This is a genomic window from Saprospira grandis (assembly GCF_027594745.1).
GTDB lineage: Bacteria > Bacteroidota > Bacteroidia > Chitinophagales > Saprospiraceae > Saprospira > Saprospira grandis.
Genome location: NZ_CP110854.1, coordinates 1,743,873 through 1,767,173 on the forward strand (window position 1 = coordinate 1,743,873; position 23,301 = coordinate 1,767,173).

Sequence of the window (23,301 nt, forward strand, 5' to 3'; positions counted from 1 at the left end):
TATTACTGTGCCGCAATGGTTTGAATGCCCTTTATCTTAATCTTCATTTTCCAGTTCATAGAGTCGAATCAGGCGGACCAATTCAATCCGGGTGTCGCTTACCTGCTCAAAAATGAACTCATAATTTTGGAGGTGGAAGCTTTCGCCCTGTTCGGGAATGGCCTCCATTTGCGTGACCAAAAAGCCCGAAAGGGTATGGTAGTCTTCACTTTCTGGCAGATTGAGTTCATACTCTTCATTGATCATATCAATATCTAGGCGGCCCGCTAGCAAATACTCCGAATCAGAAATTTGCTGATGCTCGGGCTCTGGGTCATATTCATCAGAGATATCGCCAAAGATTTCTTCCAAAATATCTTCTAAGGTCACAATGCCCGAGGTGCCGCCAAACTCATCGACCACCCAAGCAATATTTACCTTATTTTTGATCAGGGAGTTCATCAGGTCTCGAACGGGCATAAACTCGGTCACAATTGGAATATCGAAGAGCATACTTTGGATGCTGTCGGGTTTTTCCAGTAGCTTTTGGTGGTGCACATAGCCCTTGATTTCATCAATATTATCTTCATAGACAATGATTCTAGAGTTGCGGCAACTAATAAACTTCTCTCGCAAATCCTCTATCGTGCTATTGATTTCGATACTTTGAATTTCGTTGCGAGGAATCATACAATCCCGCACTTTCACATTATTGATATAGAGGGCATTTTGGAAAAGCGTCTGGTCAATGCCTTCCAAATTGGAGGGCTTGATGCTCTTCATAAAATGCTCTAGGTCTAGCTTGGTAAATACCTGCTCTTCATCTTCGGGCTGAATGCCCAAAAAGATGCGCAAAAGCGCATAAGAGCTTTGGACCATCACCCAAACCACGGGCGTAAGCAACCACTTAATGATAGAAAATGGCAGGGCAAAAAAGAAGAGGCTAGCCGTGGCCGTGGCCCGAAAAATGACCTTGGGCATTAGCTCTCCAAACACCAAAACAACTAGGGTACTCAAGAGCGTGACCAACAATAGTTGGGCGGTGGTATCCGGAAAACTAGCGGCCAAATTCATATAGCTTTCGGTCAAGATAAACTCCTCGGCCAAAATGGAAAAGATGATCAGCACGATATTATTACCGACCAGGGTGGTGCCCAAAAACTCGGAAGGTTCCTCAATCAATTGGGCCAAGATTTTCCCTCGGCGGCTGCCCTTTTTCTTTTCTAGCTCAATCCGCAAACGGTTGGCCGATACATAAGCGATTTCAATTCCAGAGAAAAAGCCTGATGCAAAAAGAAAGGCTAAGATGAGTAAAAGCTGTGTATACATAATATATATAATCTGGCCTAGGCCTAAAATTCGGGGTTTTTCAACAAACTACTGCTTTCAAAGATACCACTAAGCGAATCAATTTCCCAGTTCTTAAACTCAATATCTGAGCGGAAACCATAGCCTTGCATGACTTCGGTGGGGGTAGTTACTTTAACAAATTTATCAGAATAGATTTCATTTTTGCGCTCATCCCAAAAGAGCTCCTCGGTTTCGAGTTGCTCGCCTTGGCTATTATGAATCACTACGCTATCCTGCAGCACAATAAAGCGTTTTTTCTCCGAGTATTCTGCATAAAGGGCCGTTAACTGACTGCTAATCTGCTTATCACGCCCATAAAACTCTACCTCTACCCCATCCGGGAAGATGCGTTTGGGCTCTTTTTCATCTCGGTCTTCTTGCATTAAAGGCGCTTGCAGACGCATCCGAACCACGGCCGAATCGCTATATAGCATCTCTACTTCGGTGGCTTCTTCTACACTCGAATTGGCCATGCCCTCAAAGCGCTTTACGTCTTTCATGCTGTTTTCACAAGCGCAAAATAAGAGCAAAAGGCCCAAGAATAGGGGGTATTTCATCTTTTCTTTTTCTCAAAAATACAGAACTCTATTCATCTTTTTTTTAGAATGCTCATTTTAATGATTTTTTGGGGCCTGCCGCCTTCGGCGGCCGCTACGGTCCGCAGCTCGCAAGCCTGCTCGGCCCTTCGGCGCTTACAGCGCCTCGGTCTGCGGCTGCGCCGCACTGCTCCCCATCGCTAGGCCGAAAAAAGCGCCCCTTTGGGGCGCCCAAAGGGCGGCTTCGCCGCCTAAACCTTCAGGGCCATCAGTTCGGTCCAGAGCTCTTCGGCGGCTTGTTGCCAAGAAAAACGGCTGGCTTGCTGGGCCGTGGCAGCTTTCAGTTTTTGGTAGAGGGCTTGGTCTTGGACCAGCCGCTGCATTTGCGCACTGATCTCCGCTAGAGAGTAAGGATCGGCCAAAAGGCCAGCCTCTCCAACCACCTCGGGCATAGAGGAGGTGTTGGCGCCCAGGCTAGGCACCCCCGCCGCTGCCGCCTCCAATAAGGGCAAACCAAAGCCCTCAAATAAAGAGACGTAGAGCAGCGCATAGGCCGCCCCCAATACTTTGGGCAGCTCTTCTTGGGGCAAATAACCCAGCAAACGGACCGAAGAGCGGTACTTCATTTGGTCCAAATAGCTTTTGAGCTCATCATTTTGCCAAGCTAGGCGGCCCGCCACCAAAAGCAAAATGGGCGAGTTGGTTTTGGCTTTAAAGTCCTCAAAAGCCTGCAAAAGCCTTAGCATATTTTTGCGGGGATGAATAGAACCGAGGTACAAAAAGTAATCTTGGCCCTCCGCATACTGCTGCCGAACCGCCTCTTGTTCCGCCTCCGACAAAGGCTGATAGCTTTGGTGGCAGCCATTGTAGCTATAGAAGGTTTTGCCTTGGGCTGCCGGAAACTGGGCCAAAATATCCTGTTTGGAGTAATCAGAGACCGTGGCAATTTTTTGGGCAGCCGCAATAAATTTGGGCATAAAGTATTCGTAATGTTTGCGGTGGGCCCAAGGGACCAAATCTGGAAAATGCTTCCAAGCAATATCATGAATCACTAAAAGCGTGGGAATTTTGGCCCGCAAGGACAAAAAGCCATCGGGAGAAAAAAAGCGATCGCAGCCATATTTTTTAAAGGCGGCGGGCAGGCTCCACTCAAACCAGAGATAAAACAAAATGGGGTGTCGGGCCGGAGGGCCAAGCACCACAGGCCGCACATTGGGCCCAAAAACAAACTGAGGATCATAGGGGCGATCAAAGAAAAAGACAAACTCTTCTTCGGGATGCTGTTCTACCCAGCGTTTGAGAATTTCATAGCTATACCAGCCGATGCCCTCTAGTTTGTTGGCCAATAAGAAACGAGCATTTACAGCAATAGACATAAGGAAAAGGTTTTGGACCAAGAAAAGGCGGCGCAGCCGCCGCAAAGGAGCGCAGCGACGCGGCTGAGGGATGGGCAGCAGTGGCCGCAGGCCAGACCAAAGCGCTGAAAGCGCTGCAGGGCCGAGCGAACAGCGAGCTGCGAGACAGCCCGACCCGTCCGATAATTCATGAGGGTTTTAACCCTCATTTTGTATAGCTTCGCAAAGCGATACCGCTTTGCGCTGGGTTTCAACCCGGCGGAAGGGGCAGCCCCAAAAAAAAGAAAAAAGGGCAAAAAAAAGCAGCCCAAACAGAAAGACTGTCTGAGCTGCAAAAAATTATAGCTTAACTAAGCTTACTGCTTAACAAACTTCTGAGAGCTAGCACCTTGAGCGGTACGAACCGTGAAGAAGTAAACGCCAGCAGGTAGTTGGCTTACGTCATAAGTCACTACATCAGACTGAAGATCAGCCTTTTGTTCTTTGATTACAACACGTCCAGTAGCATCAGTGATGATGTACTCTACATTGCTGTTCATCTCCGTCAACTCTACTTTGGCAGAAATCTGCTCAGTAGCGGGGTTGGGGAAGATGTTGAACTCAGTAGTTACTGCTTCGTTAGCAGTTACGTTGATTGTGATTGCATCAGTCAAAGTAAGACCGATAGAAGGAACAATACCAGAAGCATAACCAGCGCCATACCATTGGTTGTCCTGTAGGCCAGTTACCGTTCCAGTAGGATCGATGTAGGCAGAACGAACAATAGAAGCAGGAATGAAGTAGTTAGGCATAGAGTCGATAGTAAAGTCATACTTATCTTCAGAGTTACCAATAAAGATATGACGAGTAGTATTATCGGCGTTACGCAGACCGTTAATTTGGTCGCTGCAAAGAATCGTAGCTACATAGAAAGAGTTGGGCTGTAGAACAGCGCCAGTTCCCCCGTTTAGGTTGCTAAGTGCAACGGCACGTTGGCGGAAAGTAGGAGCAAGATCAAGCGCGAAAGTATCTACACCCAAAGCTTGAATAGGCAATTCGGGATCAGAAGGGCCAGTAGGCTGAACTGTCCAGAAACCGCTTCCATCATCATCATTAAACTTATAGAGACGAACTTGAACAACAGCTTCAGTTACACCTGTAGCTGCATTGGCAGTAGCTCCAGTATAAAGGAAAGAATCCGCAACGATAGAATCACCATTAGTGACTGTATAGTTAGGAATGTAGTACATAGAACCCCATTCGTGCTCTGCAGGTAGGAAACCATCTGCAGTACGCACACCTGGAAGCGTACCGTTGTCAGCAGTGGGGAAACCTGTTAGGTCACGGCCCACCTTAGAAAGGTAATCATCGGCAGTGATCGTAAAGAAGTCCGTATAAACATCATTAGTGGTATCCGTTTGCATGTTAGCGCTATAAGATACAGAGTAATCTACACGGTAGTCACCAGCAGCAGTGGGCATCCAACCGTTGCTAAATCCAGGCATATAAAGTGCAGTATCAGTACCAGGAGCGATAGCGGGAACGGCCATAGAGTCCATAACGGCAACAGTACCACTACTTACTTCAGAGACAGTCACATAAAGCATAGCTTCACCAGCGTTGATATCTCCGATATCGTTGTTTACGATATTGGCACCCCAGCCCATTTCGTCGGCATTTACCATACGTAGAGGCAACTGAGTAGAACCTACCACTTTGGGGGGATTGTACTCATCATCAATAGCAATGTCATAGGTTACCTCAGAAGTGCGGACGGTAACATCATCTACACCATAGTAGTAAGAATCACCTTCAAAGGAGAAGCGAACGTGGCAGTTAGTCAAGCTAGTAGCCGCATTAATAATGCTAGATACATTGAAGGTAACCATACCTTCACCAGCATCACCATTAGGAATACCAAGAGCAGCGATCACGTCAAAATCTGTCCAAGTTGTACCACCATCTACAGAAAAGCCAGCGCTATTATCTGTAGATTGAAAGTCACGAAGACCAGCATAGAACTCAAGAACAACAATAGAATCCTCGTATCCAGTCAAGTCAAAAGCAGGAGAGGTAATAGTACTTATTTGAGGAACAACCCCTTCACCATACCAGAAATCAGAATCCAAGAAAGCCACACCATCTCCAACAGAAGGAGAAGTTAGGCCGGGAGTACCAGAAGAGAAAGCCCCCTGAGAAATTCCGTCTACAGAGTAGACCCATTCACCAGCAACGCTATCTACGGTCCAGCCCAAACCATCTAGGCCAGTGATCGTATCGGCAGCAAAACGGCCAATAGAGTCAATTTGGGGATCTGAAGATCCAGCACCCCATAGAACTGTTTGTGCAGACAAGCTTCCTGCAGAAAGCAAGAAGACAAGTGCAACCAGTACTTGTGTAAGTTTTTGGTTAAACATAAAATAGATTTAAAATTGTGTAATTAGAACAATAGCTTCAGTTCGGTAAAAATAGGCAAATTATTATAGAATACAAGCCCATTATTAAGCCTTTGTTAAGTCTTGCTAGGCATTTAACAGGCTCTTAGACTTTATTTGGCCCCTATCTTTAGCGAAGATCAATTATATTTTGAAGTCTTTCGTTTTCCCTTTTTTCATTGGTCAGCAGCTAACTAGCTGTTAATAATTGCTTTACTTAAGACTAAGTTTTTAGTTTATTTTTCTGACTCATTTTCCCCTTTTCAAAAACAGTTTAACAAAAGCTTAGTTTTTTAGACTGCCCGCTTTTTCCCTAACTTTGGGCCTTTAGTATTTCTCTACATAAAAGCCTTTTATGCGATACTTTCTCCCTTTTTTAGCCCTTTTACTTTTTGCTTGCCAAGGAGAAGCACCAACTTCTAGTCAGGAAGAAACGCAAAGCTCTTCTTCTCTAGAGCTTCGGCAGGCCCAAGGGTTTAAGGTCAGGGCCATAGAAAATGGACAATATTTAGTAGAAATTGACGAACAGCGCTTTTGCCTTTATCCTAGGACGTTGAAAATCAGCAAAAGGCTGGAAAACTACCAGTATTTGCCCTACCCCCTAAAAAGAGTGGTCTGCAAAAGCAGTCCCGCCTGGGCCATGATCGAACTCCTCGATGAGCGTAAAAGTGTAGTGGGCATTTCTGATGCTAGAGATTTTGAAAGCCCTTATGTTAAGTATCTCCCCGAATTGGGCCGAGAACAGCTTAATTATGAGGCTTTGCTTTTGCTATCGCCGGAGTTGGTGGTTGGTTATGGGGCCAAAGCCGACCCCAAACTAGCCGACCTAAATATTCCCGAGCTTCGCCTTAAAGAATATGCAGAAGCCTCTCCCCTCGCCCAGATGGAATGGATTCGCTTGTTTGGTCTGCTCTTCGAAAAAGATGAGATAGCCCAAAACTTTGTAAATGAGCGTTTTGCCGCCTACGAAGAATTAAAACAACTAGCCCAAAAGGCCCAAACACGGCCTTCAGTTTTGCTAGGTAGCCAGTTTGGCGGTGGCTGGTATTTGGCTGGAGGAAAAAGCTTTATGGCCCAATATCTAGCCGATGCACAAGCCAATTATCTCTGGAAGGACTTGCCCGGAAAAGAGGGGGTTCCCCTAGATTTTGAGGCCGTTTTGGCCAAAGGACAAAAGGCCGATTACTGGCTTAATGTGGGGAGTTACAGGAGCTTCGAGGAGCTAAGGGCCAATAACCCCCGATATGCCCTTTTCCAGGCCTTTCAGCAAAAAAAGATCTATAATTATTATGGCTATCGTTTCTGTGGCACAGGTCGCCACGGTTTCTTTGAATCAGGCACTATTTATCCCGATGAAGTGCTTGGCGACCTGATCCATATTTTCCACCCAGAGCTTTTGCCCAATTGGCAGCTTCATTATTATTATGATTGGGCGGATGATGCATTTTAACCGATTTTTTTCGCTCTTTCTGGCCCTGCTGCTGCTCTTCGCCCTAAGTTTGGCGCTGGGCTCTAGCCCTATTTCCATCAGCCAATTGTGGCAAGGGCTTTCTCTTGGCCCTCAATCTACCGAAGGGCTGGCGAGTATCATTTGGCAGCTGCGCCTCCCCCGAAGTCTGGCCGCCATTTTGGCCGGTGCGGGCTTGTCGGTTAGTGGACTTTTACTGCAAACTTTTTTCCGAAACCCCATTGCGGGCCCCTTTGTTTTGGGTATTAGTAGCGCAGCTGGACTAGGAGCGGCGCTCTGGATTATGGGTGGCAGCTTACTGGGCCTAAGCTCATTTTGGGCCGCTAGCCGATGGGGACTTTTAGCGGCCGCAGCCAGCGGGGCCGCCTTTTGCCTCTTTATTTTGTTGCTTTTAGCTTGGCGCCTGGGCCAACGGCCCGCTCATCTGCTCCTGATGGGCCTGATGCTAGGCAGTTTTACCAATGCTTTTATTCTTTTTCTCCAATATTTTAGCCCCAAAGAAGAATTGCAGTCTTTTATTTTTTGGAGCATGGGCGACCTCAACCGCCTGGGCTGGAGCGAGCTGGCCTTGCTCACGCCTTTGGTCTTTTTTGCCCTCTTTTTGGCCTTTTTACTGGCTCAGGGACTCAATATTTGGCTCCTAGGCTCTACCGAAGCCCGTTCTTTGGGCCTCAATACCAGCCGCCTGCGCTGGCAAATTCTTCTCATTTCTTCTCTTTTGGCTGGGGGCATCACGGCTTTTTGTGGCCCTATTGGCTTTGTGGGCATGGCCGTACCGCATTTGGCCCGATTGATTTTAGGCAGCCAGCGCCATCAAGTTTTACTGCCTTTTACGGCCCTTTTGGGGGCGGTTTTGCTGCTGGCCTGCCAAATTTTGGCCCAGCTTCCTGGCCTCGAGCAATTGCTGCCCATCAATCTCATTAGCTCTCTGTTTGGGGCCCCATTTCTGCTCTTTCTGCTGCTCACTAAGCCCTTGGATTAGGGGCCTCCGCTGCGGCTACGCCTTGCGGCGCTATGCTGCGGGGCTCGCAGCTCTGCTCGGCCCTTCACAAAACTTCGCTAGCGCTCGTTTTGTTCGGTCTGGCCTTCGGCCACCCGCTCCGCAGCGCTAGGCCTGGCCCTGGCCCAATGGGCCAGCCAAAAGGCCCTTTGGGCCAAAAAAAAGCCGGCTCCCTTTGGGAGCCGGCCTCAAGATTATTTAGCACAAAAGCTTAGCCTTTTTGGGCAGCTTTGGTCTTTTTGTCAGCAGCGGCAGCAGCAGTAGCTTTGGCCTTAGACTTACAGCAAGACTTTTTGCCTCCCTTGGTACAAGCAGCGGCAGATTTAGTGCAAGCTTTTTTAGACTTTGTGCAGCTTTTCTTACCACCATTAGCGGTAGCAGTAGCAGCAGCTTTTGACTTGCAGCAAGATTTGCCAGCTGCAGCCTTAGAGCAAGACTTTGTGTTGGCAGCAGCAGTAGCTGAAGCCTTAGACTTGCAACAACCTTTTTTGTCGCCTTTTTTGCAAGCGGCTTTGTTGGTACAAGCTTTCTTAGATTTTGTGCAAGTTTTTGTAGTTGCTGTAGCTTCAGACTTGGCAGCCTTGGCTGCAGCGTGAGGACATTGTGCGTGAGCCATGCCAGCAAACATTAGCATAGCGAAAAGCATCATGATTTGTTTCATGCTGTGAAATTTAAGTAAGTAATGAAAATGTATGTACAAAAATGATACACTTTTAGTAGAGCGCAGCCAAAACTACTGAAAAAGATTGAACTAAAACAATAGTTAATTAAACATTAACAGCTAAAATTGCTTTGGCTTATATATCTACTGGCTTATTTATGACGGTTTTAGGGCCATTAGGTTTAATCGTCTCGGCCTAAAATGACTCTTTTCTTTTCTTCAAACTCGTATTGGTCAATAATTCCCTTATCGAGTAGGTCTTGCCAAGCGGCTAGGGTATCGGCCTGCTCGCCCGTAATCTTTTTGACCGCAATTTTTTTATTGTTCAGGCGGTTTTGAGTTTTTTCTCGCTCTTCTTTTAGGCGCAGGCGCTCTAGTTGGAGTTTTTCGCGGTAAAGCGCTTGTTTTTCTCGGACCAACATGCGGCCCACCCCTGCAGTAGTATCATAGTTGTACTTATGGTCAAAGGTATCTTGAGACATAAACAACAGCATAATAAAATCAACGAGGGCAATGAGGCCCGGGATTCCGGTCCAAAACAACAGCAGATAAAGAATTCCTTGCACTGGGCGATTCAGGTAAAACTTATGAATGCCGATAAAGCCGAGAAAGAAGGCCAAAATGGCCGCAACAAATTTGTTTTTCATAGAATGGGTAGTACTTACAAACTCAAAACGATTAAAACGCAAAATAAGTTACAGCTTTTTCTGAAAACTTAGCTATAAGTTGGCCAACTGCTGCTCTATTTATTGCGGCAAGCAGGCGGCGAAGCCGCCGCAAAGGAGCGAAGCGACTGGCCTAGCGATGGGAAGCAGTGCGGCGCAGCCGCAGACCAAGGCCGTCAGGCCGCAGGGCCGAGCAGACCTGCGAGCTGCGGACCGTAGCGCCCGCCGCAGGCGGGAGGCCCCAAAAAAACAGCAGTTTTATACTGTTCCTTGTTTATTGTACACCCGCCAATAGGAAATGAGCAGGCGAAAAGGGAGCAGAATGGCTGCGATAATGCTAGCCACGCCAAAAAAGAGGTACTCGCCCTTCATATAATCTAGAAGTTGTTGCTGTTGTTTGATGCCTACCTCGGGATAAAAATAGGGGGTAAAGCTAGGCAGGCCTTCAGACTCCATAAAGTCCTGAAAATTGAAGGTATATTCGATTAGCTTAAAAATCAGGGGAATACTAGCAAAAATAATTACAAACTTGGCCCATTGCGCATAGGCCAGAAAGCTATATTTGAGCAAAAAAAGGTGGCGGGTATAGGTAACAAAAATGATAATAAAGAGGGCATTGGCATAGACAAAGCTCCAGTCCTGCATAATGCTAAAAAGCGGGTAAGTGAGCAGGCCCACCAACAAGAGCGTAAGTGCCCAGAAGATGATTTCGAGTTTGAGTTTGAGTTGAAATTGTTGTTTTGCAAGATCCGTCATAGTATACTCTAGTTTAGCGGGCAAAATTATTTCTTTTTTTTGGCTTTAGGGTGGCTTTGGGCATATACTTTCTTGAGCTGTTCTAAAGAGTTGTGGGTATAGACCTGTGTGGCGGCCAGGCTGCTATGGCCCAAAAGCAGCTTAATAGCTTGTAGGTCGGCCCCTTGGTTGCTCAGGTGGGTGGCAAAACTATGGCGCAGACTATGCGGGCTGCGTTCTTCTTGGGTAGTAACGAGGCCCAAATACTGCCGCACCTTATTATACACCCATTTGGGGTAGGGAGCTTGGCCTTGGTCATTGAGGATAATGAGTCCTTTGGGGTCAAAATTGGCTAAACTCTCTTCAGCTAGGCCTTTAAAGGCGGCTAGGGCGGTATTGAGTTGGGGTAAAATGGGAATAATGCGCATTTTTTGGCCTTTTCCCAAAATTCTCAGTTGTTCGAGCCCTTCATCCCAATCGGTCCAGCGCAGGCCCAACAATTCGGCTCGGCGCATGCCCGTATGATAAAAAAGCTGCAACATCAGGCGGTCTCTTTGGCCTGGAAAATCGGCCTCAAAATAAGGTCCACTAAAGAGCTTGGCCAATTGCTGTTCGGCCAAAAAGTGAGGCAGGGCCGCCTTTTTTTTGGGCAGCTGTAGGGCTTGCATAGGGTTTTCTTGCAATTGGCCCTCCTGCATCAAAAACTTAAAATAGCGCTGCAAACTACTAGCCTTTCTGTGAATGGTGCTGCTTGCTCGGCCCTGCTGCATCAGCTCTACCAGCCAAGAGCGCAAAATGCCCAAATTGACGGCTTTGGCCTCTTCTAGCTCATATTTCTCCTTCAAAAAGGCATTAAACTGCCGCAAATCTGTAGCATAAGCCCGACAGCTATGCTCTGAATAGCGCTTTTCGTAGCGCAAAAACTGCAGAAAAGCCGCTAGCTGCATAATTAGGAGAGTTCTGACAAAAAGTCGATAAATTCACTAAAATCCTCAAACAAACTGAGGTTGGGAGCCGCCTCTAAAGGGTGCATAATGGGTTGGGCCGAGCAAAATATCTGAATATCGGGATAACGCTGACAAAGCGCCCCTAAAAACTCCTGTGGAGACAACTGCCCGTTGTTCGTCGAGCTGGTGGTAAATATACAAGTTGGCTTAAATTGCTCTACCGCCACTTCTAGCTCCTTGGGCGGAATCTGGCTGCCCAAATAGCAGCTCGCACAGCCTCTAGAGCGCAAATAATAATGGTACAATAGCAATAAAATCTCTTGTTGCTCGCCCAAGGGCTCAAATAACAACACCCTTGGCCGATCTTCTTTTGCAGGCTCATGCCCCAACAAATACAACTGATGGGCCAAGCGCTGCCGAATCAAATGATGCACAAATTGCTCATGCACAATACGCACCGCCCCCGTTAGCCAAAGCAAACTGAGCTTTTCCAAAAAGGGCAGCAAAAGCTTGGTCAATAAAGCCTCAAAGCCCGACTTTTCCGCTTCCTGGTTCAAAATTCGCTCAAACTCCAGCTCATTAAATTCCATCATCGCCATGGTGAGCCGCTGCAATAAATTGCTCTGCTCCTCGCTCTCCTCCGCAATATTTTCTACCCGCTCCAAAACCTCTGTTTGCGTCAAACGGGCAATCTTAGAAATACGCATACCGTTTCGGTTCAGGAACGCAATATTGAGCAAGTACTGCAAATCTTCATCCGTATAATACCGAATATTGGTTGCCGTGCGCTTGGGCTCAATTATATTATATCGCTGTTCCCAAATCCGAATCGTATGGGCTTTGATGCCAGACAGTTTTTCAAGGTCACGAATCGAATAGGTAGCCAAAATGATGTATGCTTTGAGGGGTGGATTGGCTAAAGGCCGCTAAAAAATATTTTCTGATCTGCCTATTAACAGAAAAAGCCAATGCTTGGTTGAGCTTGGCTGTTACAAATATAGCCCAGAATTATCAATCTTACTAATATTTAGGGCCTTTTGTGGAGTGATTCCCTGCTTTTCAGGGCCAAAAGCTGAACAAAGTTTTTCTTTTTTTGGGGCCCGCGGCCGCCCTTTATTTTGGGGCGGCCGCCGCTAGGCTGCGCCGCTCGCAGGTCTGCTCGGCCCTGCGCCGCCTTCGGCGGCTGGGTCTGGCCTGCGGCCACGGCTGCGCAGCGCTGGGCCATTGGCCCAAAGGGCCCAAGGCGGCTTTGCCGCCTTGCCTTGCTGGACCAAAAAAGCAGCCAACCCTCTAGCTAGAGAATTGGCTGCTTTGTCACTATCGGCTCAAAAATGGCCTAGTACATATCTGCGCGATTATCCTTGATGTTCATATCATCTTGGATAGCGCCCAAAAGCATTTCGCGGAAACCAGCAGGACTAGCTGCGGCTGCAGGCAACAAGCTACGCATCACAAAGTTGCGCTTCTGTTGTACTGCATTGGGCATATTTTCCATAGAAGGACCATCCTGCTTATTGATCAATTGGATCATGTAAACACCTTGCTCTCCAGCAAAAGGCTTAGATACTTTTCCTGTTTCCAATACATCGGCAACAGCAGTAAGCTTAGGCTCTACCCCACCCACTTCACGGATAAAGGGGGCATCGTAGCGTACGCCATTGGCTGTTTCTACCTTAGCGCTGCTATATTTGCCAGCCATAGCTTCTAGAGAAGTTACGCCTTCTAGTTTCTTGAGGATAATCTCGGCTTTCTTCTCATTACGAACAATGCGCTCTACTTCTGCACGAACGCTATTGTCTTCAATGCTAGCCAAGCCTTCAGGCGATTTTTTAGCCAAGGCAGGGACCACCACTGCAGCAATCGTATTGTACTTAGGGTCAGTAAAAGGATAAATGCGTCCAGCTACTTCGCCATCTTTGGCCTCTTTATGCGCCCACTTGATGATTTCGGCAGCCTCAGCACCTTGCAAACCTTGAGTCAATACATAGTCATTGATTTCTAGACCAGCAGCATTGCTCAAACGAAGATTGGGATTTTTCTTAGCGGCAGCCTTGAGCTCTTCTAGCGTACGGTTGTTAGCCATAAACTCATTGGCTTTGGCCTCTGCTGTTCTTTCTGTTTCGGCAGAAGGCAAAATAGGCTCACTCTTATAAGCTAGACGAAGACCTACCTTATTTTCTCCAAATTTATAATCTGTAATTTGGATCAAGTGCATAGCATTTTGCGTCTGAATGATCTCAAAGCTATCTTTTTGCCCTACATCAAAGATGAAGTTTTCAAAAGGAGCGCCATAGCTATCGCCACGGCCACGGTAACCCATTTTACCTCCTTTGTCTTTAGTAGACATATCCATGCTATGTGCAGCAACCAAGTCATTAAAATTGGCGGTACCAGCAACAAGCAACTTGCGCAAAGAGTCGAGCTCTACATAAGCGGCCTGCATCGTATTGATATCGCGGCGGTTGACGGGCTTCATAATATGGCGGCAAGCCACAGAATCGGGCATAATCTTGCGATCCATCACCTTGACCATTTTGATTTGGCCCAAATTGTCGTAGTAAGGGCCATAAACCTGGCCTTTATCCATACTAAAGAGAGTATCCTTAATACTTGCATCTTGCCATTTTTCCTCTGTATAATAAATAGGATCTAGCTGGATGCGGTTAGTTTGTGCATAAGTGGTATCGCCTTGGCCAGAAGTTTTGGCAAAGTCGGCCACCATAGAGGCATAAGTTTTTTCAAAGTTGGCAGTATCTGCAGCAGAAGGCTGTACATCAAAAACAACATACTCGATAGAGACATTGGCTTTGCGCTCATAGGCCTTGGGGTTCGCCTGAATATAGGCGCTAAGGTCTGCATCAGAAATGCTTACTTCTGCATTATCTACATCAGCATAGAGTACACGGCTGAAGTTGAAGTCATAAGTTCTGTTTTTGCGGGCATATTCTGCATTGACCATCCAAGCGGGGGCATAAACTCCTTTTTGGAGCATAGCAATATACTTAGCAGAGAGCTGCTCATCGGCTACTGATTTTTCTAGGGCCTCCCAAGCATTCAGGAACTGAATTTCTTGGTTAGTTAGCTCAGAGGCACTTTTTTCTTTCGCCTGAAAATAAGCATTGCGTTGCTGCTCAATCATATTGCGGTCTACGCCAGCGCCCATTTGGGCAAACTGCTGGGCCACCAAAGGGCTAATATTTTGCCCAGTAAAGAGGTCCGTCAATTCTTCATCTGTAACAACGATGCCCAATTTTTTGGCCTGTTGCTTATAAATGACATTGCTCAAGAGGTCCTTCCAAGCCTGTTCGCGGATTTGCTCTTGGCTAGCTTGGGCCCCTTCATAATTTTTAATGTAGACATCAAAGTCTTCGCGAAGGACATCCTCTCCATTAATTTTTGCTACAATTCGCTGCTGAGCGCCCATTCCGCGGCCCACCGAGCTTACATCCATAAAGAGGAAGCCACCGATCCCGAGAATCACTAGCCCCATCATCACCCAACCAAACTGGTTGCGAATCTTTCCTAATACTGCCATAACTTTGTTCTACTTAGCGTTGGTTGAACAGATTTTTATGTAAATAATTTTCTTTCTTCCTTTCTCTCAAAAGGCGCTTTTTTCTGGGGTTTTTCTGCTCTATTTGGCCCAAAAGGCCCCTAAAAATGCTTGCAAAAATAAACATTTTTTTAAGGGCCGAGCAAATTATATCTGCAAAAAAGCCCTTAAGCCTTCATTTTTTGAGCTTTAAGCGGGATAATACGCAAAGATTTTCTCTTGCGTCTAGCAGGCGGCGAAGCCGCCGCATAGGAGCGCAGCGACTGGCTGAGGGATGGATAGCAGTGGCGCGAAGCGCCAGACCCAGGGCTTTTGAAGCGCAGCGAAAAAGCCCGCAGGGCCGAGCAGACCTGCGAGCTGCGGCACAGCCCGACCCGGCCGCAGGCCGGGGCAGCCCCAAATCCTCCTACTTCTCCTTTGTCTTTTTATAGAGTTCTTTTTCTGCCACCGCCTCAATAATGCTGCCCTGCTCCAATTTTTTCGAGATAGCATCAAAGGGAGCGACCACCACCTGCTCGCCTGTCTTTAGGCCCTTAGTAATTTGGATATAGCGGTCGTCTTGGATGCCCGTTTGCACCTCTTGAAGGCGGACAGAATCGGCCATTTGGACAAAAACATACTCTTTTAGGCCAATCTCCTCCCCTTTCTTCAGTTGTTCTTCGGCCTGTTCATCTTCTCGGCTAGTGACCGCGGCAATAGGCAGCGACAAAGCATTGGAAATGCTATTGGTGCGAATCTCGGCAGAAGCTGAAAGTCCAGCTCTAAAAGGTGGTTTATTGGGATCTAGTTGTAGGTCCTTATAGCTCTCTTGCGACATCAGGATGCGGACCTCAAAGTTGGTCACTTGGTCTGAAGTGAGGGCCATGGTGCTCAGGCCCGTGGCGGTATTGGCGATATGCGTCACTAGGCCCAAAAACTTGCGGTTGGGGTAAGCATCTAGCTCAATATCGGCTGAATCGCCTCGGTTGAGTTGTAAAATATCGCGTTCATTTACATCTACGCGGACCTCAATAGAGCTGAGGTTAGAGATTTTCAGAATGGGCGTTCCCGCCATCTGGATGGTTCCCACCACCTGCTCGCCTTGTTTTTTGTAGAGCTTAGAGACCACCCCCGCCATAGGCGCATAAATAGAGGTTTGCGAGAGATTTTTCTGCTGTTCTCGCACCGTGGCATCGGCACTTTCCACATTAAATTTAGCCGAGCGGATACTCTCGTCTAGGGCTGCAATATTGGCCTCTGTAGAGCGGAAGTTGGTCTCGATGGTTTCTAATTCCGCCTTAGAAATCACGCCCTCATCAAAAAGGGTTTTATTGCGGTCATAATTGGCTTTGGCCTGGGCCAACTGCACCAAAAGCTGATCCTTTTGGGCCTTGATATTGCCCAATTGCGCCCTAGCTGACTTAGCGCTAGCCGAGGCTCTTTCCACCACCGAGGCCAGGGCTTCGGGGTCAATTTTGGCCAATAGCTGCCCTTCTTTTACATTTTCGCCCTCTTCTACTAAAAGCTCGACGATTGTTCCCGATACATTAGAGGTAATTTCGACCTCCGTGGCGGGAAACAGCTTACCGCTAGCATAAACCGACTCCACGATTTGTCGTTTTTCGGCAGCTTCTAGCACCACTCGAATGGCTTTGGCCTTATTATCCTTACGGAAAATTACGATCAGGGCCGTAGCAATCAGCAATAGACCAACAATCCAGATAATGGGACTAATGCCCTTTTTCTTCTTTGCCATAGCATTTTAATTTTCTTGGGGGGTATTCAGTCCAATTCCTCTATAAAAATCAAGGACCTTTAGTTTGAAAAGTAAATCATATTTGGCCTGCACCACCGAAGAAGCGGCGGAGGTCAGCATATTTTGCACAGAACTCAGCTCAAAGCTATTGACGATACCCAGCTCGAAGCGTTTGCGGGTATTAGCCGCAGAGGCCGAGGTAGCGGCTAGGCTCTTTTGGGCGGCTTCTAGGTTTTTTCGGGCCGCTTTGACATCGGTTAAAGCTCTTTGGATATCGGCTTTGAGTTGATTTTGGGCCTGACTGCTATTCAGTTTGGCCAATTCTAAGTTGAGTTTGGCCCGCTCAATGGCAATACGGCTCTGAAAACCGTTAAAGATAGGGACCGAAAGGCTAATGCCTAGGTTGGTGTAGAGGTTATTGCCCACTTGCTCAAAATAAGGCGTGGTTCCCCCTTCTATGGTCCGCACTGTAGGAAATTCTACGGGGACTTGGGTGCCATTGACATCTAAAAAGAGGGTTTGAGTAGTTTGCTCGGTGGTACGTTCCTTAGCTGCCGAAGAGTAGTTGGAGGTTAGAGAAACATAGCCCCCCAAAGAAGGCATAAGGGCCCCTTCAGCCACCTTAATAGCCAAATCTGCACTTTCTTCTCTCAAGCGATTGGCGGCCATATTGGGCATATTGGCTGCGGCCTCTAGATAAAGCTCATCTAGGGTTTCCAGCGCTCTGGCCTCGGGCAACTGCAGCTCAATCACCTTCAGACGGATCTTTTCATCTATGGGCATATTGATGAGGACCTTAAGATTGACATAAGCCAGCTCAATGGTATTTTCTGCATTGACAATAGCCTGTTCATCTCTGGCCTGCTGCGCTTCTAGCTCCAGACGGCTGTTATCGGGCAAATTGCCCGCCTTAATCTGCTTAAGGGTTTGGGCCAATTGCTCTTCGGTTAGGGCTTTTTGGGCCTGCAACACCTGCAAGTTTTCCTCGGCCAGCAAAACCTGCAAATAGGCCTGAGCCACAGAAAGGGCGTTGGTCTGTTTGGCCTGCTCCAAGTCCTGCGCAGTCGCCTGAACATCCAATCGGCTTTGCTTGAGCTGATTGCGCAAACGCAAACCCTGATAAATCGGAAAATTGGTATTGAGCGAAAGCTGAGAAGACTGTGTGCTCTGATTGACATACTGATAAGAGGTAAAATCAATTGAGCGGCCCAGGTTCAAACCATGCCGAAAAGAGGCATTTAAGGTAGGGTAAAAGGCCTAACTCGCTTGTTTGCGGTTCAGTTCGGCTTGCCGTTGTTGTATACCCGCCTGCTTGATCTGGGGGTTATGCTGCCAGGCATAATCAATACAAGCAGCCAAATCAAGACTATCTTGCCCAAAAAGAGGGCTGCCCCCCAAGATGAGCAAAACTAAAACTCCATAAAGTTGACGCATAAGGGATTCTTTTATTTGCTTCAATTTAAGACTAAAGATAAGAGTTCTGCAACAACTTCGATAAAAAGCAGGCTTTTCTAGATAGTTCGACTTTTGTTTTGGGGCTGCCCCTCCCTTTGGTCGGGTCGGGCCATTGCGCAGCTCGCAGGTCTGCTCGGCCCTGCAGGCTTTTTCGCTTCGCTACAAAAGCCTTTGGTCTGCCGCCTTCGGCGGCCCTGCTACAGCCCCTCAGCCGTTTGGCCTTCGGCCATTTGCGGCGGCTGCGCCGCCTTTATACCCAATCTACACCCTTTCCTGCCCTAGGGACAGGAAGCTGTTTAGGGCCATGGGCTGAAGCCCATGGTTGTGGGTCTGTGCAAACTGGCGGGCTAAAGCCCTTGTTTGCTGATGAGTCTTAGCCCTGAGGTACAATTCAATGCGGGTTAAAACCCGCATTCCATAAAAACATTGCGAAGCAATACCGTCCTTGCTGTAGGTTTCAACCTACAGTATCGGCCTAGCGATGCGGCGGGGTGGCCGTCAGGCCAGACCGAGCAAAATGAGCGTAGCGAAATTTTGCGAAGGGCCGAGCAGACCTGCGAGCCCCAAAGCGACAACAAGGACTTTAGTCCGCAGTTCGATGACCAAAGGGAGTAACCGCCGCCTCGCTTCGCTCGTCGGCAGCCCCAAAACCTACTCCTTCAGAAAGCGATTTTGTAGGCCTAAATTGGGCCAATGCAAAATATAAAGTCCTGCAGGCCATTGGTCCAAAGAGATTTGGCCCGACCACTGTCCGCTGGCTAGTTGGCGGCCCTGTAGGTCGTAGATGATCCAGAGCTCGCCTAGATTTGGGGGCGACTTGAGGTAGAGGGCCTGCCGAGCGGGTTGGGGATAAAGCTGCATTTGGGCTTGGGCAATGGGAATTAGGCCATCGGGCAGATCAACCTGCAGACAATAATCTTTGGTCTCGCCAAAGCCCGTATCGCCACAGCTGCTAAAGGCGCCAGAACCCCATTTGAGTTGCCAGCGGCTGCGGTAATTGCCCAGCCAATGAGCGGGAATGGTCAATTGGTCTACATAAGTCGTTTGCATCTGGCTAATTGTGGGAGAACTCCAAACCAATTCGAGGCTATCAAACTGCCCGTTGCGGTCCAGATCTACCCAAAAGCCCAGCCGCCAATTGGGAAAAGGGCTGCTGCCCGTGGCCCAGCTCCAGTGCATGGGATAAGTTTGGCCCGCTTGCAAAAAGAAGCTGCTATCGTAGGCCGCATAGCCATTTGGGGCGGGAGAAGAAGCATAACTGCTGTCTCCTAATTGCAACTCCCTCAGCCATTCAAAGTTGTTATTGGCAAAAGGAGCGCAATAATTTAGGTCGCGGCAACTGCCACAGCCCGCCGTACTCAATTGTAGATTTAGGCTATCTAAGCTAGGGCTAGCGCAGTTGGACCAAAGGCGAATCTCATAGGCTTGGCAGCTATCTAGATTGGGCAAGGTAAAATTGTTTTGACTACTTTGGAGCGTTTGGCTACTCCCCTGCCCTATTGGGCCATAAGTTAGTGTATAGCTTTGGGCGGCGGCAATCTCTGAAAAAGAGAGGGCCAAGAAATCGCTGCCGCTGCTATCCAGTTGCCAAAGTTGCGGGGCATTGCAGCAGCCTTGGCTCTCCCAAAAAACATAATTGGTATCGGCAGAAGCTTGACCGTTACAGCTCGACCAAAGGGCGAGCTCATAAGTTTGGCAGGGCTGCAGTTGGTCCAGAAGCAAAAAGCTATCTGTAGTGCTGAGCAACTGCCAATTGCTTTGGCCCAAAAGGCGGTAGCGCAAAAAGCTGCTATCGGCTTGGCTGCTCCAAGAAAGCAGCAGGCTATCGGGCTGATTAGACAAAAAAGATAGATTATAGGGGGCCGTGCAGCCAGGCAATTGGCAATCGCTATATTCCGCAGCGGCTAGGGCTTGGGCTAAATTGAGGCGACCGCCAGAAAGGCAAAAAGTATCGAGTTGGGGCAGGCTATCTACTCCTGCTAAAATGGCATTTTTGACATAAAGGGCGGTGGCTGCGGGCTGCAATTGGGCCAGATAAGCCAGGCGGGGACAAGGCAGGCTATAAATCAGGCCAATCGCTGCAGTGACTAAGGGCGCTGCTGCCGAAGTACCCGAAAAACTGCCCATGCTTCCGCCTTTCATTTGGGTATATAGGCCATCGCCGGGGGCGGCTAAATCAATACTTTGGCGACCAAAACCAGCGGCGGTTACCTTTTGATCGCTGCGGTTACTATTAGTCACCGCAATCAGGTAAGGGCTGGGGCTATGTGTGGGCAGATCGCCTACTAGGTCCACATTATTATTTGCATTAGAGGTAGAAGCCACGACCAAAATACCCGCTTGCCCCAAAGAGTCAAAAAGATTAGTCAAGACGGGAAAATCAGTAGCCAGCACCTCATCTACGCCCCAAGAGGCATTTATGGCAACGATTAGGGCTCCTTTTTGGCCGCTAGAGCGGTTATAGGCTCTTCTTTGGGCCAAGGGATAGGCATAAGCGGCTATGGCTTCGGCCTCATTGCTGCCGCCACCGACCACCGTCAGCAATTGGCTATACCAGTCAATGCCAGTGCCTAAGCTATTGTTATTGGCTTGGCCTGCAATCAAGCTACTGACGGGACTACCATGGCTAGCGCCAAAGGTTCCGCCTGAAATCTCATCATTTTGCTTGAAGCTAGACCAGCCTTTAAAGTCATCAATAAATCCATTTCTATCATCATCTAAGCCATTGTTTGGAATTTCGGCGGTATTGGTCCAAAGGCGGCCTTGCAATTCTGTTAGCGTCGTATCTATTCCATCATCAATAACAGCCAAAACGAGCTGTTGCCCCAAGGCCGTTTGGCCGCCCTGCGCCAAATCCCAAGCGGTGGTGGCATCAATATCGGCATCGACTAAGCCGCCATTACTGCCATTATTTTCCAGATGCCATTGTTGATTAAAATCGGGATCATTAGGAATCAGGCGAGAGCGCAATGAATGATTTTTTTGTAGGGCCACCACCCTAGGCCAATCGGCTAGTTCTTGGGCGGCAGTTGGTCCTAGTTGCAGTTCCCAAATATTGAGCGCGGGGACCAAAGGACGAAGCACTCTTAGGTCCCAATGGCTGGGCCAGTTCTGTTCCTCTATCTCTTGGCCATAGGCGAATTGGACAATCCAACTTTCTTGAGCGGCTAAAGGAAAAGTAAAAAATAAACAACAAAAGGTGTAGAGGTAATTTTCCATACTATACTTTTAAAAAATCTTTGCCAATCAAAAAAAAACTATCTTAGCTCAAGAACAAAACAGCAAGCTAAAAGTAATTCTATGAAACAGATCCTAAGCATCTTTCTCTTGGCCAGCCTTCTATTCGCTTGTCAGAGCAGTAAAAAGCTAGCAAAGAATAACATTATTCAGGACAGCCATTGGACAATTTATGAATGCAAACTGCAGAACCCTTCCTCAGATAAAACCCCTATACATATACAGGAGCGGGCTATCATCCAGCATCTAAATAATGGGCGTATTCTTTTGCAAGACAGCATGGTTTACCTCACCACCCTTAAAGAGACAATAGATGCTAAAATCATCGAAAGACATGAGGATTATCTGCTTATCTACGATAAGAAGAAGCAAAAAGAAATTAAGTTTCCTTATGAGCTAGACGTTAAAAACAAGAAGTGCGTCTTTCATTTTCCTGGCTTTAATGGTAGAGGAGAAATTTTGCTTTATAGCGAGCAAATTCCTATGCCTTAGTGAGTTCAAAAAGGGTAATTTCGGGTAGCATGCCCACTCTACCGGGGAAGCCCAAAAAGCCAAACCCTCTATTTACATAGAGGCGTTGGCCCAACTCTTCATAAAGTCCGGCCCATTCTTTATAGCGCCATTTGGCGGGGCTCCATTGGAAGCCAGGAATTTTCACGCCTAATTGCATGCCATGCGTATGCCCGCTGAGGGTCAGATGCACTTTTTGGGGATGTTCTAGCACCTTATGCCGCCAATGTGTGGGGTCATGAGAGAGCAAAATGGTAAACAATCCATTATTTTCTTCGCCAAAGCAGCCGGCCAAATCGCCTTCTTTGGGATAGGGACCATGGCCCCAATTTTCTACTCCAGCCAAACAAATTTGCTGCCCCTCTTTTTCCAGTACTAGGGCGCTGTTATTTAGCATTTTAAAGCCCATATCGGCCTGATATTGCTTGAGTTTATCGAGATTTTGTTCCTTGGCCGCATCGGAGGGCCAGCGGACATAACTGCCATAATCATGGTTGCCCAATACAGAAAACTTACCGAGGGGAGCCGTCAAATTGGCAAAAAGGTCGATATAAGGAACAATTTCATGGGCGCGATTATTCACCAAATCGCCCGTAAAGACGATCAGGTCCGCTTCTAGGTCCTGTATCATTTGCAGACCTTTGGCCACGGCCTCTCGGTTATCAAAACTGCCCGCATGCACATCAGAAATCTGGACCATTCGCAGGCCATGGAAGGCCTCTGGCAGTTCGGGGTCCTTAATTTTTACCTTGTCCACGGTATAGGCATATTTTCCGCGGCTAATGCCATAGAGAAAAGAAGCAAAGGGAACCGCCGCCACAAAAAGGGCCAAACGGCGCATAAAAGTTCGGCGACTTTGCAGGTTCACTTCTCGTTCTGCATCTTTCAATTTGGCCAGTTTTTGCCCCCCATAATGCGTAAAGCGATAAAAATCCTCAATAAAAAGGAAGCCAGCATAGACCAACTTGGTCACCAGCAAGGTCACCCAAATTCCAATCATCAGGTGGTGGACCAATTGCAAGCTACTTAGGGGTTGGGCGGAGGCTGCACGGCCCATAAAAAATAGCCAAGCCACTGGCGCCGCAGCAGAAAGCCAATAACTGATTTTCATCCAGAGCTTAAACTGATCTTTAAAATGCCCTTTGAGGCCATAAAAAACATAAAACTCTAGAGAAAGAAAGAGCATAATAAAGATAGAAGAACCTATAATTCGAGCTAGCATAGTGGTTTGTTTTGATAGAACCCTTCAAGTTAATAACTTATTTTCAAAGGTGCTCTAATGGATTGATTTCTATTTTTTGGGGCTGCCCCGCCCTGCGGGCGGGTCGGGCTGTTTCGCAGCTCGCTATTCGCTCGGCCCTGCGTTTTTTTTCGCTGCGCTCAAAAAAACTGGGTCTGGCCTTCGGCCACTGCTGTCCATCCCTCAGCCAGATTTAATCGCGCTGCTTTGACCATAGTTTGCTATGAATTTTCTGCTAGGCCAGCTATTTTTTGAGGGCATAGCCTTCGCTATGGTCGAGAAAAATAGGACCGACTAGCGGGAAATTGCTGCAAACTATAAAAGTGAGTGCGTTTAAATTTGGCTATAGCCTGCGGCCCTTCGGGCCTGTAGGACCTATATATTTTGTTTTGGACCAGCAGTTTAAGCGCTAAACAAGGCTTTTTGTTTCTTTTTGGTCCATAAAAAAAGCTGTTCTCCCC

At 47.7% G+C, this 23,301-nt stretch carries 18 protein-coding genes and 1 pseudogene; 3 read left to right on the top strand and 16 right to left on the bottom strand.

From position 1 onward, the window contains the following. Positions 1–36: 36 nt before the first annotated feature. From OP864_RS06930 to OP864_RS06945, 4 genes are all read right to left on the bottom strand, one after another. Positions 37–1,308 (bottom strand): hemolysin family protein, encoded by a 1,272-nt coding sequence (locus OP864_RS06930; protein ID WP_270100517.1) that lies wholly within the window; start codon positions 1,306–1,308, stop codon positions 37–39. Between the two features lie 23 nt (positions 1,309–1,331). Continuing rightward, positions 1,332–1,886: an LPS export ABC transporter periplasmic protein LptC gene (gene lptC, locus OP864_RS06935; protein ID WP_270100518.1), complete on the bottom strand. Its 555-nt coding sequence runs from the start codon at positions 1,884–1,886 to the stop codon at positions 1,332–1,334. 230 nt (positions 1,887–2,116) lie between these two features. Beyond that, positions 2,117–3,241: a glycosyltransferase family 4 protein gene (locus OP864_RS06940; RefSeq protein ID WP_270100519.1), complete on the bottom strand. Its 1,125-nt coding sequence runs from the start codon at positions 3,239–3,241 to the stop codon at positions 2,117–2,119. Between the two features lie 335 nt (positions 3,242–3,576). Then, complete coding sequence (locus OP864_RS06945; RefSeq protein ID WP_270100520.1) at positions 3,577–5,553, bottom strand: T9SS type A sorting domain-containing protein; 1,977 nt, start codon at positions 5,551–5,553, stop codon at positions 3,577–3,579. Between the two features lie 436 nt (positions 5,554–5,989). Between OP864_RS06945 and OP864_RS06950 the strand changes: the two genes are divergently transcribed. Beyond that, positions 5,990–7,084 carry an ABC transporter substrate-binding protein gene (locus OP864_RS06950; protein WP_270100521.1) on the top strand — a complete coding sequence of 365 codons (1,095 nt, stop codon included), beginning with the start codon at positions 5,990–5,992 and terminating at the stop codon, positions 7,082–7,084. After that, positions 7,071–8,084, top strand: a complete 1,014-nt coding sequence (locus tag OP864_RS06955) for a FecCD family ABC transporter permease (RefSeq protein WP_270100522.1) — start codon at positions 7,071–7,073, stop codon at positions 8,082–8,084. The genes OP864_RS06950 and OP864_RS06955 overlap by 14 nt, the downstream gene beginning before the upstream one ends. A 216-nt stretch (positions 8,085–8,300) precedes the next feature. Here the strand turns inward: OP864_RS06955 and OP864_RS06960 are convergent, their stop codons facing one another. The 11 genes and pseudogenes from OP864_RS06960 to OP864_RS07010 all read right to left on the bottom strand — a co-directional run bounded on the left by OP864_RS06960 (position 8,301) and on the right by OP864_RS07010 (position 21,072). Next, positions 8,301–8,726, bottom strand: coding sequence for a hypothetical protein (locus OP864_RS06960; protein WP_270100523.1), 426 nt, complete (start codon positions 8,724–8,726; stop codon positions 8,301–8,303). 219 nt (positions 8,727–8,945) lie between these two features. Next, positions 8,946–9,410, bottom strand: a complete 465-nt coding sequence (locus OP864_RS06965; protein ID WP_270100524.1) for an NINE protein — start codon at positions 9,408–9,410, stop codon at positions 8,946–8,948. A 276-nt stretch (positions 9,411–9,686) separates the two neighbouring features. Beyond that, positions 9,687–10,184: a hypothetical protein gene (locus tag OP864_RS06970; protein WP_270100525.1), complete on the bottom strand. Its 498-nt coding sequence runs from the start codon at positions 10,182–10,184 to the stop codon at positions 9,687–9,689. 26 nt (positions 10,185–10,210) lie between these two features. After that, entirely contained in the window at positions 10,211–11,110 is a 900-nt protein-coding gene (locus OP864_RS06975; protein WP_270100526.1) for a tyrosine-type recombinase/integrase, read from the bottom strand. A 2-nt stretch (positions 11,111–11,112) separates the two neighbouring features. After that, on the bottom strand, positions 11,113–11,997 hold the full coding sequence (locus OP864_RS06980; RefSeq protein WP_270100527.1) for a MerR family transcriptional regulator: 885 nt from the start codon (positions 11,995–11,997) through the stop codon (positions 11,113–11,115). Positions 11,998–12,446: 449 nt separating this feature from the next. Further along, positions 12,447–14,645 (bottom strand): peptidylprolyl isomerase, encoded by a 2,199-nt coding sequence (locus OP864_RS06985; protein ID WP_270100528.1) that lies wholly within the window; start codon positions 14,643–14,645, stop codon positions 12,447–12,449. A 424-nt stretch (positions 14,646–15,069) separates the two neighbouring features. Beyond that, a complete protein-coding gene (locus OP864_RS06990; protein ID WP_270100529.1) occupies positions 15,070–16,398 on the bottom strand; it encodes an efflux RND transporter periplasmic adaptor subunit in 1,329 nt (442 codons plus the stop codon). Between the two features lie 6 nt (positions 16,399–16,404). Further along, positions 16,405–17,181, bottom strand: a complete 777-nt coding sequence (locus OP864_RS06995) for a TolC family protein (RefSeq protein WP_349294452.1) — start codon at positions 17,179–17,181, stop codon at positions 16,405–16,407. Positions 17,182–17,196: 15 nt separating this feature from the next. Next, positions 17,197–17,643 (bottom strand): annotated as a pseudogene (locus OP864_RS07000) (TolC family protein); the annotation flags it as partial. 12 nt (positions 17,644–17,655) lie between these two features. Beyond that, complete coding sequence (locus tag OP864_RS07005) at positions 17,656–17,832, bottom strand: hypothetical protein (RefSeq protein WP_270100530.1); 177 nt, start codon at positions 17,830–17,832, stop codon at positions 17,656–17,658. Positions 17,833–18,504: 672 nt separating this feature from the next. Next, on the bottom strand, positions 18,505–21,072 hold the full coding sequence (locus tag OP864_RS07010; RefSeq protein WP_270100531.1) for a S8 family serine peptidase: 2,568 nt from the start codon (positions 21,070–21,072) through the stop codon (positions 18,505–18,507). 81 nt (positions 21,073–21,153) lie between these two features. Here OP864_RS07010 and OP864_RS07015 point away from each other — a divergent pair, with 81 nt between their 5' ends. Continuing rightward, complete coding sequence (locus OP864_RS07015; RefSeq protein WP_270100532.1) at positions 21,154–21,582, top strand: hypothetical protein; 429 nt, start codon at positions 21,154–21,156, stop codon at positions 21,580–21,582. Here OP864_RS07015 and OP864_RS07020 read toward each other — a convergent pair. Next, positions 21,572–22,822, bottom strand: a complete 1,251-nt coding sequence (locus OP864_RS07020; RefSeq protein WP_270100534.1) for a metallophosphoesterase — start codon at positions 22,820–22,822, stop codon at positions 21,572–21,574. The two genes, OP864_RS07015 and OP864_RS07020, sit on opposite strands and share 11 nt — an antisense overlap. Positions 22,823–23,301 lie beyond the last annotated feature (479 nt).